The following is a 16,373-nucleotide window of genomic DNA, read 5'->3' as shown; positions in this document are numbered from 1 at the left end:
AAAACCTGTTTGGGCCGGTTGAACGGCCAACTATCAGTTCGTCCGTCTGCATACTAGGTGTTAGCGGTATCATTGGCCATTTCAAGCGATTTTTTGAGCATTTTGACTGAAATGTTCTGGAAGAAAATCTGACATAACTCGAAATAACGAATTCCCTACTGATCGAGATGCTGTGGATGGCATCCAGGGTTCGGCCAAGGCAGATTTGCTGATCCTCCTGCTGGTTAAGTGGAGGATTGATAAAGCAACTTAGGGAAGGGTGTGGTCATTTTTGGACTGACAGGCGCGCCACAAAGCTCTAGCGTGACATCAAACAAAAAAAACAACTTAGGCCAATAATGGGAGAATCGATTATGGTTGAACGGAAGACTCTTTCCAGACGCACGGTGCTAAAAGGTGCGGGGGCCGCTGCTCTGGCGGCGCCGCTTTACAGCAAAAGCGCTCTGGCCTCTTCGGGGGAGATCAACATTCTGATGTGGTCGGATTACCTACCGCCCAGCTTCATTGAGGAATTCGAGACCCTGACCGGGATCAAGGTGAATTACACCGGCATCGGCTCGAACGAAGAAATCATCAACAAGATGAAGGCGACCAAAGGTCAGGGCTTTGACATCGTTTCGCCGACCAACAACCGCTCGTTGCAGTGGGAGCCGCTGGAACTGCTGCAACCGTTCGACATGAACAAGGTTCCGATTGATCTGGTGAACCCTGCCATGGCGGCGATTGGTACCGATGCTTGGAACTTTGGCGGTTCCGGCGTGCACTGGCTGCCACATATCTGGGGCACCGAAGGTATCGCATACCGCACTGACCTGTGGCTGCCGGAAGGTGACGCACCGTCTTATGGCGACGTCTGGTCCGAAGAAAACGCGGGCAAGACCATGGGGCGCGCACATTCCATGATGTTGGGCGCGGGCCTTTATATGGAGCGCGCGGGTGAGATGGAGCCTGGCTCGGTCTGGGCTGCTTATGGCGACGAAGAGACCATGCGCAAGGTCTGGGGTCAGATTACCGACTGGTGCATCGAACGCAAAAGCCGGATCAAGTTGATCTGGAATGACGCCGATACCCAGAAGAACGGCCTGCTGAACGAAGGTGTGGTAGTTGGTCAGACTTGGGACGGCCCGCCGCTGGCGCTTAAATCCGCAGGTGAGCCTGTACATTATCAGGCTCCGATCGAAGGTGCGATGGCGTGGGTGGACGGTATGTCCATTCCCTCGGGTGCGGCCAATATCGATCAGATCTATGCCTTCATCGACTTTGCCTATCAGGCGAAACCGGCCGGTGTCGCGATCGACAGCCACGGCTATAACTCACCTGTTCTGGGGGCCGATCAGTATTCTGGCGACACCTACAAAAAGAACTTTGCCGAGGCCTATCCGGGTGACTCGCTGGCCAACCTCAATCCATGGCCGGCCGAGGCTCCGTGGTATGCGGAAACCCGGACAGAGTTTGTCAACAAGTTCAAAAGCGCCTGATCGCTTTTACTCGATGCCCTCCGCCATTGTGCGGGGGGCTTTCCACCTGCACGCCAGCTAGGCGTGACGGATGTTATTTCGGTGCGGCCAGCCACCGCGCCATACGGAGATACCAAAGATGAGTGCAGGGGTCGGTGTAGATCTGGAAAACCTGTGGATCCGCTTCGGCGATTTTGTCGCCGTGCGAGACGCAAATGTGAACATCAACGGGGGCGATTTCTTTTCGTTCCTTGGGCCCTCGGGTTGCGGCAAGACAACGATCCTACGCGCCGTGTCGGGCTTTCTTGACCCCAGTGAAGGCCGGGTTCTGATCGGCAGCAACGATATGCAGGGCATCGGCCCGAACAAGCGCCCGACCGCGCTGATTTTTCAGAACCTTGCTTTGTTCCCGCTGATGAAAGTGTGGGAAAACATCACGTTTTCGATGGAAATCAAAGGGGCCAGCGCCGCACAGCGCCGTAAACGCGCTGATGAACTGCTGGATATGATCGCATTACCGGGGCAGGGCGACAAACTGCCCAGCGAATTGTCGGGCGGTCAACGTCAGCGTGTGGCGATCGCCCGAGCCCTGTGCGCCGAGCCGGATGTTCTGCTGCTGGACGAACCGCTCTCGGCCCTGGACCTGAAGCTGCGCCAGCACATGCGGACCGAGCTGCGCGAAATTCAGCAGCGCGTTGGCATTACATTTATATACATCACACACGATCAGGGCGAAGCGCTGACGATGTCAGATAACATCGCCGTCATGCGGGCCGGAGTGATCGACCAGATTGCCGACGGCAAGACGATCTATAATGACCCCAATACCGCCTTCGCGGCTTCGTTCGTGGGCGAAAACAACGTGTTCCGTGGCAAGATCAAGCAGGTCATGGGCAGTGAGGCGCTGATCGAGACCAACCGCTCGGGAGATCTGGTCGCACGGATTTCGACGGCTAATCAGGGCACGATGAAAGTGGGCGACGACGCCATGATGTTCATCCGCCCCGAAGCCTTTGCCATCGCCCCCGATGGCGCGACGGGTGACCATTTCGTCACCGCGCGCGTGAACCACGAAGAATTCGAAGGCAACGTCTTCAACATCTTCACGGAAGGAGAAGGCGGTAAGGAAATCAAAGTGTCGATCCCGAACCACGGTCAGTCCTTTCAGGACCATACCGGGCAGAACATCACGCTGGAATACGAAACCCATAACGCGGTTCTGGTTCCTGCGGGTGAGCTGGCAGCGGAATAGAAGGGTCTGACACATGCCCAAGTTTCTGAAAGAATTCTTAAACCGCAACGGCACCGGCATGGGGTTGGCGATCCTTGGTCTGGTTCTGTTCTGGACGATCGGCTTGATCATCCTGCCGCAGCTGTCGATGCTCGATTTCTCGTTCCGTCCGAACCTGCCGCCGCCAGAGATCGGCGGGCCAAAGGACGTGTATACGCTTGAGAACTACAAATACCTGATCTACGGCCCTGAAGGCGGCAGTCAGGATTATAATGCCGTCGATCTGCGCGTTTTTTTCCGAACATTGCTGGCGGCGATCTGCGTCACGATCTTCAACCTGATCCTCTGTTATCCGATTGCCTATTATCTGGGGCAATCGAAGGGCAATCATATCCGCATCTTTGCGATCATGTTGATCATCCCTTATTGGATCAACGAGATCCTGCGCGCGTTTGCCCTGCGGATTATCTTTGGTGAGACCGGAGTGCTGAACACCCTGTTCATGGGTCTGGGCATATGGGATACGCCGTTTGATTTCATCCGCAACGACATCGCGCTCTATGCAGGTCTGGGATATGCCTACATCTTGCTGATGATCTTCCCGATGTACAACGTGATCGAAAGCCTGGACAAAAACCAGATCGAGGCCGCACGTGATCTGGGTGCGCCCTGGTGGCGAATTCATTGGCGCGTGGTCATCCCTTACGCAAAGCCGGGTATCAGCTCTGGTTGCACGATGGTGTTCATGTTGTCCGCCGGTGCGCTGGCTGCGCCGCAAATTCTGGGCGGGCCGTCGTCGTTGTGGTTCACTCAATTGATCTATCAGCAGTTCAACGACAACAATGACTGGCCGCAGGGGGCCGCCTACGCCATTGTGCTGCTGGTGACCTGTATCCTGTTCGTGCTGGCTATGATGCGCGTGTTCAAGGTGAACATGGGGGATATCGGGAAATGAACAATTCCTTCCTCCGCATAAGCATCTGGGTCTATCTGGTCATCTTCTTCCTGTACCTGCTGGGCCCGCTGGTGATCATGTCGGTCACGGCGTTCAACTCTTCGGCTTTCCCGAGGATGACGCCGTGGGAATGCCTGACCTTCCAGTGGTTTGGCGAGTTGTTTCAGGATCAACGTATCCTGAACGGCATCAAGAACTCACTGATCATCGGAGCCGGGACGGTTGTTCTGTCGGTCGCGATGGGTCTGGCGGGCGCGCTGATGCTGACGCAGATCTGGCCCAAGCTGCGCGCGACCTACTACACCATCATTATCGCTCCAATCCTAATCCCGGGTGTGGTTCTGGGCATCTCGACGCTGGTGTTCTGGGACCGGATCAACCGGATGCTGGGGTTGGGCGCGGACAGCGTATTGTCTAACGGGATTTTCCTAACGGTGATCGGCCAGTCCACCTTTATCGCCAGCTACTGCATGCTGGTGTTGGTGGCACGGCTGCAGCGCTATGACATTGCCCTGACCGAGGCGGCGCTGGATCTGGGTGCCTCCCACGCGCAGGCGTTCCGCAAAATCCTGTTGCCGTTCATGCGCCCGGCGATTGCTTCGGCGGCGGTGCTGGCATTTCTCGCCTCGTTCGAGAACTACAACACCACCACCTTTACTTTCGGGGGATACCCGACGCTAACCATCGAATTGGCGCAGAAGGTGCGTTATGGCATCACGCCGTCGATTTCGGCGCTGGCCTTCATCATCGTAGCGCTGACCGTATTCTTTGCGCTGTTGAATGAGGCTAAGCTGAAGCGACAGGAATTGGTGGCTGCTGCGCGCAAACAAGCAACCGTTGAGGAGTTGGCTGGCAAGATCAAGCTGCCCAGCTTTTTCGCAGGCAACATGGCCGCAGTTCTGCTGGTTGTTTTTGCCGTTGCCACTATCACCGTTGTTGGTACAGCGACCGCCTATGATCCGGGTCAATGCATCGCCAACGTCAAAGAGCAAAAGCAACTAGAGGCGGAACAGCGCATTCAAGAATTGCGCAAGCAGCGCGAAGAACAGCGCAAGAAGCGTGAGGAGGAACGCAAACAGCGCTTCGAAGGCGTGTTTGAGCCCGGTGATCTACAACCTGGATCAACCGAGGAGGAAGCAGAGCCAGACACCGGTACCAACAACTCTGGTTTCGGCAACGTGTTTGCGCCGAATGCCTTGGGTGGTGACAGCGATGAGGGCGAAGCGGAACCCGAAACGCCGCCTGCCAGCAATGGCGGCTTCGGTGGGGCTTTTGATCCCAACAGCCTGCAAAGCGATGACTAGGTGTCACGCCTGACAGAAACCCACGCGCCCGGAGATTTACCCCTCTTCGGACGCGTGTTTTTTCAGGATCAGCACGTCGCAGGCATCAATCTCATGCCCGTTCCATGACACGGGAGCAGAGGTGTAGTTGATCAGGAAAACGTGCTGTTCGGTCTCACGCCGCCGCAATCCTGCGGGCAGCGGATGCAAGGTCAATCCGACCTCTTGCGCCGCCATTGAGATTACTCGATCCCAAAGGGCCTCATCCGGGAAGCCGGACAGATACCAGACCCCGTTTTCCCCCTTCAGGGCGGATGTCCTGTCGGCATAGGTCAGCAGGTCCGGGGCTTTGCCGGACAGATGATCGACCCAGTGCTGAGCCGCGCCGCCGCCAACGACCTCGCGGCACACATTCGGGGGCAGGGTTTCGACGAGGTCGACCTCGCAATCCAGTTCGGGCAGGCCGGGTCGCGCTTCAGGGATCTGGAAGTCGCGTGTGATGGCACCGCTGCGGGGGCCATAGAGTGTCAGGTCACCCAAATACTGTTGTGACTTTTCGCCAATAGTGGCCAGCCCGGGGGCGAGGATCAGTTTGTACCCAGCCTTGGGCGTTTCGGACGCCGAGAGGATATCCACCGACAACCCGGTCCAGCGCAAGGCCCGATAGGCCGAGAAGACCAGCCGGAAATAGTTGAACCCGGCCCCTTGCGGCTGTGTGGTCCAGGCCCAATCCGAGGCGTAGTCGAACAGAATGGCTACGTCTGCCTGTGTCTGGGTTACCGCGCCCAGCTGTGCCAGATCATCTGCGGTCTGACGGGCCTCGGCCAAAGCCGGGGAGGGGGCGTTGTTCGGGGTCAGTAGCCCTGCGTGCATTTGTTCCTGTCCGAACGGGGCCTGGCGCCAGCGGAAATAGCTGACCACCTCGGCCCCATGTGCCACGGCCTCAAGCGACCACAGGCGCACCATGCCGGGCAGGGGGGCGGGATTATAAGGCGCCCAGTTCACTGGGCCGGGCTGTTGCTCCATCACCCACCAGCGGCCACGTCCAACAGCGCGGTAGAGGTCGTGGTGAAAGGCCTGCATGTCCGGGTCGCCCTGCTGCAGGAACGCGGTTTTGTGCGCCTCGTCAGCCTCAAGCCGATCGGACAGGAAGCCGATCGGGTAACTGTTCCATGTGGCGATATCCAGATCCTCACCGACCTTGAAATGGTCGAAATCCAGAATCCGCCCCATATAGTTGTGCAGCAGTGGCGCATCGGTCAGCGGCCGCAACACATCGACTTGCGCCTTGTTGAACACCGCCACCTGATCCGAGCTGAAGCGGCGAAAGGCCAGAACGTGGGCGGGGTTCGGCTCGGTCACTGTCAGGTTGGGCAGGTCGATCTGATCAAAGCTGTCGTATTCCATCGCCCAGAACACATTGCCCCATGCCGTGTTCAGCACTTCAACCGAGCCATACTGATCCGCCAGCCACAGCCGAAACGCCTGCAAGGCCGGTTGGCTGTAGCTGACCGTCGTTTCGTGGCAGCCATATTCGTTGTCGATCTGCCACGCGGCGATATGCGGGTTGCGTCCGTAGCGTTCCCCCACGATCCGCGCGATGCGGGTGCATTCCTCGATATAGCCCATATGGCTAAAGCAATAATGCCTGCGCGACCCGAACTTGCGTGGCTGCCCCTGAGCATCCACGGCCAGCATGTCAGGGTGTTTGTCCAACATCCAACGCGGGGGCGTCGCAGTGGGCGTTCCCAGCACCACCTTCAGCCCCGCAGCCCCCAGCTCATCAATCGCGCGATCCAGCCATTCGAATTGCAAATCGCCGGGGCTGGGTTCCATCCGGCTCCAGGCGAATTCGCCGATCCGCACCCATGTCAGGCCGGTTTCCACCATGCGGGCGGCGTCCTCGGCCCACATATCTTCGGACCAGTGTTCGGGATAATAGCAAACGCCAAGTTCAGGCTTCATGGCAGAACTCTGTGTTCGGCCTGCCCCTTGCCTACTCCGAAGGCGGCAAAGGTCATTCCATTCGTGGGTTGAGAGATCAGTGTTTCGGCGTCAAGTCCTTCGCGGGCCGTGGTGCAGAACAGCGTGGTTAGGTCATCGCCTCCGAACGCGGGGCAGGAGGTGTGCGCGGCTTTGAATGAAACAGCCTTCAGAAATTGGCCTTCAGGAGTATAGGCTGCCACGCGGTGCGCACCCCATTGTGCAACCCAGATATTGCCATATGCGTCTACGACCGCACCGTCCGGGTTCAGGCCATCTGCGTTCAAGTCCAGAAACACAGTGCCATCGCCCTCGGGCCAGCCAGTTTGGGCGTTCAAAGGCCACCGCATGATCAGTTTTGTCACTGTATCCGTGTAATAGGCGCAAGATCGGTCCGGCGCGAAACAAATCGCGTTCGAGATCGTGACGTTCTGCACCAACTGTCGCAACTCGCCCTGCCAATAGCGATAAATGGCACCAGCGCCGGGTTCAGCGTTCTTGCCCATCGTCCCGATCCAAAAACCACCCCAAGGGTCAGCGCGGCCGTCATTTGAACGCGTGACCGGATTGTCGGCTTCCAGCAGAGTGATCAGGTCTTTTTGGCCGCTCTTCAAACCAAAGCGCCACAACCCAGTTTCAGAAGCAATCAGCAGCGTCTCCAAGTCGATCCAGCCCGCTGCCGAGACATGCTCATCGAATTGCCAGCTTTTGGGAGACCCATTTTCCCGCGTCATCAGACGTTTGCCCACGATGTCGAACCAAAACAGCTGACGTCGTTCGGGGTGCCAAAGCGGCCCTTCGCCCAACTCGCATGGGCGGTCGTCAAAGACGGTGCTCATCCGACGGCCTCATCATAGGCCGCCACGATTTGTTTAGCCCGGTCCGCCACCTCGGACACTGCCATACCGGGTTTGAAAAGCGCAGAACCGATGCCAAACCCATCCGCGCTGGCCTTGATCCATTGGTCGAAATTTTCGGGTCCCGCACCGCCAACCGCATAGACCTGAGCTTCATTAGGCAATACAGCACGCATCGCGGCAAGTCCGGTCGGGCCAGCCAGAGCGCCGGGGAACAGTTTCAGCCCAGTTGCTCCGGCTTTAAGTGCCGCAAACGCCTCGGTTGGTGTGAAGACTCCGGGCCAGCTTTCAAGGCCCTTATGGCGAGTATGCGAGATGACCTCTGAGTCGCAATTCGGCGACACGATCAATTTCCCACCAACTCCGGCAACCGCGTCAACCTGTTTCACGGTCAGAACAGTTCCAGCACCGATCAATGCCTTGGCCCCTATTTCCTTGGCCATAATGCCGATCGACACCAATGGGTCGGGCGAATTCAACGGTACCTCAATCTTGTCGATCCCGGCGTCGAGCAAGGCTCGCCCAATGGCCACGGCGTCAGTTGGATTCAGGCCGCGTAAAATTGCAATGATGGGGCGGCTCATGCGGTTTGCCTCGTCAGGTTTCGGGCTTGTTGCAAGCCCGCCAGTGTACATTGCGTGCCGTTGGCGGTTTCTAAAAATGCGCCCTGTTGTTTTAGGGCTTTGGCGTAGATATCGGAAAGACCTTCGGCTCCGATGATCGCCAGTCGCTGACCCAGCCAATAAGGGCGAGTGGCAGCCAGTTCCGCGCCGATCAGATAGCCCGACAGCTGTGCCCGTGCGATACCTTTATCTTGCCCCTGCAAAAGGTCGGCGGCGCGCAGGCCAAACAAGCGCGCAGCTAATTGTTCAGGTTTTGACAGCGTGTCTGCAGCTGCGTCGGCAAAAGCAGCATCGTCCCAGCCATCGCTTACCGAGTGTTTCAATACGGATTGTCCGCGTAGAAGGTCAAAAATCTCTCCGGTCATGAAAGTGCGGAAGCTTACAATCTCTCCCGCACTGACCTGCACCCATTTGGTGTGGGTTCCGGGCAGGCAAATTACGCCATCCCAGTTTTGATGGCTGGCCAGAAAGCCCGCGATCTGAGTTTCTTCGCCGCGCATTACATCTGGCGGTGCCGTCTGCTTTACTCCGGGCACGACAAATGCCCGGATGCGCGGGTCCGTACCCGGAACGCGGACAGGAACGACCGGGGTGGGCACGCAAGGGACGGCCGAGTAGGGAGCCTCGACCCAGCCCTGCCGTGCGCCCACCATGCCGCAAGCAATGACGTCAATCGGAGCGTCGTCCAGCCAGGCTTCGATCAGTTCGAATAATGCGGGCTGGAAGCCGTCTGGTTCCGCCCTCGCCATCCCTTTGTCTGACTGCGCCTGATCCAGCACCTTGTCGCTCTGCATGGCCCATGCCCGCAGATGAGACGTTCCCCAGTCAACAGCAATCCATTCTGGTTTCATGGTTTCACCCCGTTACGACGACGCCGCCGTCGACGGCCATGCATTGCCCGGTCATGGCTCGGCTGGCATTTGAGGCAAGAAACAAAGTCGGTGCGATCATGTCTTCAGGCGTTAAATGTTCTTTCAGGCATTGGCGGTCCATATGGGCAGCCAGATCACCGGGTGTGGCCCACATATCCATTTGCTTTTGCGTCAGAACCCAACCGGGGGCCAGCGCGTTCACTCGGATGTTCTGCGGCCCCAATTCGCGGGCCAAAGATCGCGTCATACCGGTGATCCCGGCGTTCGAGGTCGTATAGATCGGATAGCCCGCATTGCCCATCATGTAGCTGATTGAGCTGAAGTTGACGATCGCTCCACCCTTTCCCTGCATCTGGCGCGCGGCCTCCTGACAGGCGAAGTAATAAGCCTTGAGGTTGACTTCGATCATCCAGTCCCAGAACTCGCCGGTGGTTTCGTGTAATGAGTGGCGTTTGTCGTTTGCGGCATTGTTGATCAGCACGTTCAGAGGGCCATGCGCTTCGGCGGCCTTTCGCATGGTGGCATGCAGCAACTCGGTATCCGTCATGTCGCCTTGCATGAACAATGGCACGCGACCATGTTTGTCGCGCATTTCTTCGACAAAGCCGCTGGCGTCTGAGCGTCCGATGAAGGCTACATTGGCGCCCTGGGCCAGAAACCCGTTGGTCAGGGCGGCACCAACGCCCGAGCCCCCACCGGTGATATAGACGGATGCCCCGTTGAGATCGTGGAATGTGGCGGGTTGATCCATCAATGGCTCTCTCTGGTCACAAGGCGGGTGTCTTTGCCGACAAGGAAATCAAGGTCCGCGCCCTGATCGGCTTGCAGTACGTGGTCGATATAGAGTTTCGCATATCCGCGGGTGTAATGCGGGTCGTCCGGTTGCCACGCGGCACGGCGGGTGTCCAGTTCCTTTTCATCCACCAGCAGCTCCAGCTCACCCTTGCTGGCCGACACCCGGATGCGGTCACCGGTCTTGACTAAGGCCAGCGTGCCACCCGCTTGAGCCTCGGGGCTGACATGCAAGATAACGGTGCCATACGCCGTACCGGACATGCGGGCATCTGAGATACGAATCATGTCGCGCACGCCCTCTTTCACCAGTTTGGCTGGGATCGGCATGTTGCCGACCTCAGGCATACCCGGATAGCCTTTGGGGCCGCAGCCTTTAAGCACCAGAATTGTTTCAGGCGTGACTGGCAGATCGTCACGGTCGATATTGGCTTTCAGGTCTTCGATATTCTCGAAGACGTACGCTTCGGCTTCGGTTTCCAGCAGAACGTCTGTGGCCGCCGAGGGCTTCACGATGGCTCCTTTAGGTGCGAGGTTGCCGCGCAGGACACGCAGGCCAGCGGCAGGTTTTACCGGATCGCCAAAAGGACGTATGACGTCGGTGTTGAAGCATTCGGCCCCTTCATAATGGGCCGAGATATCCTTGTTCAGCACCGTTTTGGCCGACCGCAGGAAGGGTTTGAGTTCGTTCAGAACCACAGGCACTCCGCCCGCGTAACAGAAATCCTCCATCAGGTATTTGCCCGAGGGCATGCAGTTCACCAGAAGCGGGATTTCCGACCCGATTTCAAAGTCTTTCAACGTCAGGTCCACGCCAACGCGACCCGCGAGCGCTAAAAGGTGAACCACTGCGTTTGTCGATCCGCCTACGGCGGCATTGGCGAGAATGGCGTTCTCGAACGCTTCTTTGGTCAAAATGTCTGAGGGTTTCAGGTCCTCGTCCACCATCTCGACAATCCGTTTGCCGGTCAAATGCGCCAGCGCCATGCGCCGGGCATCGACAGCGGGCAGGGCGGCGTTGGTGGGCAGGGACATACCCATCGCCTCGACCAGCGAGGCCATCGTAGAGGCCGTGCCCATGGTCATACAAACACCGGCGCTGCGGGACATACCAGATTCGGCGTTCATGAAGTCCTGCAGGGTCATTTCTCCGGCCCGCACGGCCTCGGAAAATTTCCACACATCCGTGCCCGAGCCGATATCCTGCCCGCGGTACTTGCCGTTCAGCATCGGGCCGGAGCTGACCACGATCGACGGTAGATCGACTGAGGCCGCGCCCATCAGTTGCCCTGGCGTGGTCTTGTCACAGCCGCCCAGCAACACAACGCCGTCGATGCCGTAAGCGCGAATAGATTCCTCGACATCCATTGCCAGCAGGTTGCGGAACAGCATGGCGGTGGGTTTCATCTGGGTTTCACCCAGTGACATGACGGGGAATTCGACCGGGAAGCCTCCGGCCTCCCACACACCGCGTTTGACACCCTCGGCCAGATCGCGCAGGCCCGAGTTGCATGGGGTGAGTTCCGACCACGTGTTGCAGATACCAATTATGGGGCGCCCGTCAAAAGCGTGATCGGGAAAGCCTTGGTTCTTCATCCATGAGCGGTGGATGAAACCGTCCTTATCGAGTTTTCCGTACCAGTGCTGAGAGCGGCGTTTTGTCATTTTGGCGATGTTTTTCTTGGCTGCGGTTGGAATTGAGTATTTGTGAAAAGATGAAGATCAGGCGGCGCGGGCCGGGCGGCACCAGTCTGGCAGCCAGTCAGCATGGGCGTTCAGCAGATCGGTTACGAGGTTGCGGATCTGACGCAGGTCCAGTTCTGCGGCGGTATGCGGGTCCATCATGGCTGCGTGATAGATGTATTCAGGGCTCTGATCGACCAGTGCCCGAACGGTCAGTTCTTGCACATTGATTTGGCTGCGCATCAACGCAATCAACTGCGGTGGAATGTCCGTGACAACCGACGGCTGCACACCGTTACTGTCCACCAAGCAGGGTGTTTCTACCGCCGCTGCCAAGGGTAATTGCGGGATCTGGCCTGTGTTGGACAGGTTGCCGTAAGCCACATAGGGTGTGTCGGTGACAATCGCGTTCATCAGGTCAGCGGCGAATTCGTGGCTGCGGGTGACTTCGACATCCCGTCCGTCCGTCAGAGTCTTTGCCTGCTCCTGCCAAGTGGCCATCTGTTCGACGCAACGAGTAGGGTATTCGTCCAGCGGAATCGAAAACTGCTTGATCAGGTCCTCGCGCCCATCCTTGATGAACCATGGGACATATTCCGCCAAATGTTCTGAGCTTTCGGTGCAGAAATAGCCAAGGTGGTCCATTACCTCGTACCGCACCTTGTTGGGGCAGCGCGGCATCAACAAAGGGGCCTTTGGGATCTGACTGCTCGTATACCCCTGCCGCAGTGCGGGGTACAGATCGCGGCCCTGGTGTTCTAGCCGCATGAAGAAGGCGACGTGGTTGATCCCCGCGACCTTGTAGCTGATTTCGTCCTTGGGCAAGTCAAGATCATGCGCCAGTTCTTCGACCGTGTTTTGAACCGAGTGGCACAGACCCACATGTTTTAGTGCCGGAAATTTCTCGGACAGCGCCCAGGTGTTGATGGCCATCGGGTTGACGTATTGCAGCAAAGTTGCATCGGGGCAGAGTTGCATCATGTCCTGTGCCACATCCCACAGTACCGGAACAGTGCGCAGACCACGCATGATCCCTCCGATCCCTAGAGTGTCCGCGATGGTCTGGCGCAGGCCATAATGTTTGGGGATTTCAAAATCAGTCACCGTGCAGGGCTCGTAACCACCAACTTGAAAGGCAGTAATCACAAAATCAGCCCCCTCCAGCGCTGCGCGCCGGTCGGTATGCGTGGACAAGGTTGCGCCCGTTCCGACCGAGCGGATCATCGAGCGAGCCACAGCCTCACTTTCGGCCAGCCGCTTGGGGTCGATATCCATCAACGCGAAATGGCTGTCGGCCAGGGCAGGGGTCAACAGCGCATCGCCAACAATATTCTGCATGAAGATCGTGGAACCCGCTCCAATAAAAGCGATTTTGGTCATTTTACAGCTCCGAGAGTCAGACCCGCAATGAAGTGTTTCTGCATCAGGAAGAACATGGCCACTGGCGGCAGGGCCGCTACGATTGAGCCTGCGCTCATCAATTGATAGGCGGCCCGGAACTGGGCGTTGAAACTGGTGATCCCTGCTGTGACAGGCTGACTTTCGGCTCCTTGGGTCAGGACCACGGCCCAGAAATAGTCGTTCCAGATGAAGGTGAAGATCAGCACACTAAGCGCCGCGATTGCGGGTTTCATCAGCGGCAGGACAACATACCAAAAGATGCGCCATTCGCTGATGCCTTCGACGCGGGCGGCCTCGATCAACTCAAAGGGCAGCGCGCGGATGAAGTTGCGCATGAAGAGTGTGCAGAAGCCGGTCTGGAAGGCGATATGGAACAGGACGAGACCGGTTTTGGTGTTGTAGAGGCCGAGTTGCAGCGTCAGGTCGCGCACTGGAACCATTAGAATCTGGAATGGGACAAAGTTGCCAGCCACAAACATGAAAAAGATCCAGAGATTAGAGCGGAACTTGTAGATACCGAGCGCAAAGCCAGTCATGCAGCTGAGGGCAACGGCTCCGATCACAGTGGACACGGTAATCAGGAACGAATTCAGTAGGTAGCGCGGCATGTCAGAGTTGAAGAAGACCTGCCCGTAGTTGAACGCTCCTTCAAAGCTGGAAGGCATTCCCCAATAATTGGCGTTGGTGAAATCTGCAGCAGGTTTGACTGAAAACAGCGCGACGGCCAGCAGCGGCCCCAGCCACAATAGCAAGGCCAGCGGCAGCATGGCCTGATAGCTGATCTGTGCCGCGCGGGATTGTTTTTCGATGGGTTTGGGAAACATCTCAGTGCCCCCTTTCTTCGCGGTACATCGACCACAGGAAGTAGGCGATGAAGCAGAGCATGATCAGGAACAGGACCACCGCGATTGCCGCGCCATATCCCATGCGGAAGCCATATTCGGACAGGGCGACCTCGAACATGTAATAGGCTAGCACGCGGGACGAGCCGAACGGGCCACCCTGGGTCATGATCGAGATCAGGTCGAAGCTGCGCAGCGCGCCGATGATGGTCACAACAAAGGCGATGAAGGTCGCGGGGCGCAGTTGCGGCAGGATGATGTGCCTCAGCATCCGCCAGCTTTTTGCACCGTCCAGACGACCGGCTTCGATTTGTTCGGGGTCTACGGCGTTCAGGCCGGTGAGATAGAGGATCATGCAGTATGCGGTCTGTGGCCACAAACCGGCGAAGATGATGCCGTATGTGACAAAGCGTTCGTCGCCGAGCACATTCAGCGGGCCCATGCCGAACAAGCCGAGGAATTCGTTTAAAAGGCCAAAGGTCGGGTCGTAGAACCAAGTGAATACGAGGCCCACGACGACCTGAGAAATGACGAAGGGGAAGAAAAACAGTGATTTGTACAGGCGAATGCCCCAGACGGTCTGATTTAGGAACAGTGCAATGAACAGACCCGCCGGGATGGCGGCCAAATACAGGATCAGCCAGATCAGATTGTTTCTCAGTGACGTGTAGAATGCGTCGCGATCCACCCATTCCCAATAGAGGTCTTCGTAGTTGCGAAACCCAACGTATTCAGCTGCACCCAGACCATCCCATTCGTAGAGTGACAGGTTAAAGGACTGGAATACAGGGATGATCACATAGACCATAAAGAACAAAAGACCGGGGGCCAGAAACAGCCAGGGCGCAATGCGCTGTTGGTTTCTGTGGAACCAGCTTTCCGGTTCCATATCTGATGTAGGGGTCATGATGTTGTTCCGGTTGAGAGACTGGCGGACCAGAGCCTACCTATTTGCCAAGATCGGATAGGGCCGGGCCTTTTGCCCGGCCCAAACCTTCGGTTACTGATCGTAGATGCGCTGACGTGCGCGCTCCAGCTTTGCTAGAATACGGTCGGCATTGTCCGGCTTGACCATAAACTCCTGGAAGCCCTCCATCGACACTTTGGCCATTTCAGCCGGAGCGTCACGGTCCCAGAACTGGGCAACGCCGCCGGGGCTGTTGGACGACAACATGGTAAATCCCTGTTGCAGGAACTTGTCGTCATCCACGGACGACTGAGCATTCACAGGCAACTGACCGAGGTTGGCACCGTTGTTGATTTCGGTTTGTTCATCCGCCGAAACAACGAAGCGTAGGAATTCACGTGCGGCTTCCTTGTTCGAGGCATTGGTCGGGATATGGAACGTGTCGGTTGGCGCATCTTCGGCCAGCTCCACATCTGGGTTGATCGCGACAAACTGGTAGAAGTCCAGTTGATCGTCGGTCAGGCCAGCCTCGCGCAACGGGGCGACGGCAAAGTTGCCCATCAGATAGGCGGCGGCTTCGCCGTTGACCATGAATGGTAGGGCTTCTTGCCAGCTATAGGTCTGGTGGTTGTCGATGAACGCGCCCATGTCGATTAGCTGCTTCCAGTTGGCGAAGGTCTGTTTGACCCGGTCGTCCTCCCAGCTGATTTCGCCATTGGCGAGTTGGTTGTGGAAGTCAAACCCGTTGGTGCGCATGTTCAGGTAGTCGAACCAGCCACCAGCGGTCCACAGGAACTTGGTGCCGATAGTATAGCAAGCGCGACCGGAATCGACGATCTTCTGGCAATTGACAAGCTCTTCCTCCCAAGTGGTCGGCTCGGAAAGGCCCAGTTCATCAAAGATGTCTTTGCGGTAGTAAACACCCCATTGGTAGTAGGTATAGGGCACGCCCCATTGCTTGCCGTCGATAGTCATCGCGCCCTTGGTCGAGGCAAGGTTTTCGGCGATTTCGGGCTCGGCCCACAGGTCTGAAACATCCTCGAACAAGCCGGCTTCTACATAAGGCTTCATGCGGTTGGCGGCATACCATGTGGCCACGTCCGGTGTGTCCGCAGTCAGGAAGTTACGGATCTGAGTTTTATAAGCCTCACGGTCTATCACGGTGGTCTCGACTTCCAGCCCCGGGTGCTGAGCTGCAAACCGCTCTATCATCGCTTCCATCGTCGCGCGCGGCGCCGGGTTCGATGTGTCGAGGAAGATTCGAAGCTCGCCGGACAGTTCGGCCGCGACAGGCGCAGCAAGTGCCACACTGACTGCCAACGCCGCCGCTGAGCGCTTGAACATGGAATGCATGGTTTCCTCCCTTAGCTTCCACTATAGGTTCCAAATAATGAAACAGTGTTTTATATATTGAAAACTACACATCGACTCGGTTAGTCTTGTCAAGACCCTCGTGAAGATGGCGATGGATCGATGAGAGGAGACCA

14 protein-coding genes are annotated in these 16,373 nt (G+C 57.4%); 4 read left to right on the top strand and 10 right to left on the bottom strand.

Translation table 11 applies throughout. The features are described 5' to 3' along the window. Positions 1-353: 353 nt before the first annotated feature. From ACR0D7_RS14745 to ACR0D7_RS14730, 4 genes are all read left to right on the top strand, one after another. Positions 354-1,478: an extracellular solute-binding protein gene (locus ACR0D7_RS14745; RefSeq protein WP_170384592.1), complete on the top strand. Its 1,125-nt coding sequence runs from the start codon at positions 354-356 to the stop codon at positions 1,476-1,478. 118 nt (positions 1,479-1,596) lie between these two features. Continuing rightward, positions 1,597-2,709, top strand: coding sequence for an ABC transporter ATP-binding protein (locus tag ACR0D7_RS14740; RefSeq protein WP_480679664.1), 1,113 nt, complete (start codon positions 1,597-1,599; stop codon positions 2,707-2,709). Between the two features lie 13 nt (positions 2,710-2,722). Then, positions 2,723-3,643: an ABC transporter permease gene (locus ACR0D7_RS14735; RefSeq protein ID WP_480679663.1), complete on the top strand. Its 921-nt coding sequence runs from the start codon at positions 2,723-2,725 to the stop codon at positions 3,641-3,643. Continuing rightward, positions 3,640-4,947: an ABC transporter permease gene (locus ACR0D7_RS14730; RefSeq protein ID WP_480679662.1), complete on the top strand. Its 1,308-nt coding sequence runs from the start codon at positions 3,640-3,642 to the stop codon at positions 4,945-4,947. Before ACR0D7_RS14735 ends, ACR0D7_RS14730 begins: the two co-directional genes overlap by 4 nt. Positions 4,948-4,983: 36 nt before the next feature. Here the strand turns inward: ACR0D7_RS14730 and ACR0D7_RS14725 are convergent, their stop codons facing one another. The 10 genes from ACR0D7_RS14725 to ACR0D7_RS14680 form a co-directional block, all read right to left on the bottom strand. Continuing rightward, the gene (locus ACR0D7_RS14725; protein ID WP_480679661.1) at positions 4,984-6,891 is read right to left on the bottom strand and encodes a beta-galactosidase; all 1,908 of its coding nucleotides are present in this window, start codon (positions 6,889-6,891) and stop codon (positions 4,984-4,986) included. Beyond that, complete coding sequence (locus tag ACR0D7_RS14720) at positions 6,888-7,748, bottom strand: SMP-30/gluconolactonase/LRE family protein (protein ID WP_480679660.1); 861 nt, start codon at positions 7,746-7,748, stop codon at positions 6,888-6,890. Before ACR0D7_RS14720 ends, ACR0D7_RS14725 begins: the two co-directional genes overlap by 4 nt. Continuing rightward, on the bottom strand, positions 7,745-8,350 hold the full coding sequence (locus ACR0D7_RS14715) for a 2-dehydro-3-deoxy-6-phosphogalactonate aldolase (protein ID WP_480679659.1): 606 nt from the start codon (positions 8,348-8,350) through the stop codon (positions 7,745-7,747). Before ACR0D7_RS14715 ends, ACR0D7_RS14720 begins: the two co-directional genes overlap by 4 nt. Next, on the bottom strand, positions 8,347-9,240 hold the full coding sequence (locus tag ACR0D7_RS14710; protein WP_480679658.1) for a 2-dehydro-3-deoxygalactonokinase: 894 nt from the start codon (positions 9,238-9,240) through the stop codon (positions 8,347-8,349). The genes ACR0D7_RS14715 and ACR0D7_RS14710 overlap by 4 nt, the downstream gene beginning before the upstream one ends. A 4-nt stretch (positions 9,241-9,244) precedes the next feature. Continuing rightward, a complete protein-coding gene (locus ACR0D7_RS14705; protein WP_480679657.1) occupies positions 9,245-10,012 on the bottom strand; it encodes an SDR family NAD(P)-dependent oxidoreductase in 768 nt (255 codons plus the stop codon). Beyond that, positions 10,012-11,718 carry an IlvD/Edd family dehydratase gene (locus ACR0D7_RS14700; RefSeq protein ID WP_480679656.1) on the bottom strand — a complete coding sequence of 569 codons (1,707 nt, stop codon included), beginning with the start codon at positions 11,716-11,718 and terminating at the stop codon, positions 10,012-10,014. The genes ACR0D7_RS14705 and ACR0D7_RS14700 overlap by 1 nt, the downstream gene beginning before the upstream one ends. 57 nt (positions 11,719-11,775) lie before the next feature. Then, entirely contained in the window at positions 11,776-13,116 is a 1,341-nt protein-coding gene (melA, locus tag ACR0D7_RS14695) for an alpha-galactosidase (protein ID WP_480679655.1), read from the bottom strand. After that, complete coding sequence (locus ACR0D7_RS14690; RefSeq protein WP_480679654.1) at positions 13,113-13,961, bottom strand: carbohydrate ABC transporter permease; 849 nt, start codon at positions 13,959-13,961, stop codon at positions 13,113-13,115. The genes melA and ACR0D7_RS14690 overlap by 4 nt, the downstream gene beginning before the upstream one ends. Position 13,962: 1 nt before the next feature. Further along, the gene (locus ACR0D7_RS14685; protein ID WP_480679653.1) at positions 13,963-14,886 is read right to left on the bottom strand and encodes a carbohydrate ABC transporter permease; all 924 of its coding nucleotides are present in this window, start codon (positions 14,884-14,886) and stop codon (positions 13,963-13,965) included. Positions 14,887-14,979: 93 nt separating this feature from the next. Continuing rightward, complete coding sequence (locus tag ACR0D7_RS14680) at positions 14,980-16,239, bottom strand: ABC transporter substrate-binding protein (protein WP_480679652.1); 1,260 nt, start codon at positions 16,237-16,239, stop codon at positions 14,980-14,982. Between the last annotated feature and the right edge of the window lie 134 nt (positions 16,240-16,373).

It is taken from the genome of Ruegeria sp. BB7, assembly GCF_056539365.1.
The sequence above is the reverse complement of the archived record's forward strand: the minus strand, read 5'-3'. Positions and strand labels throughout refer to the sequence as shown.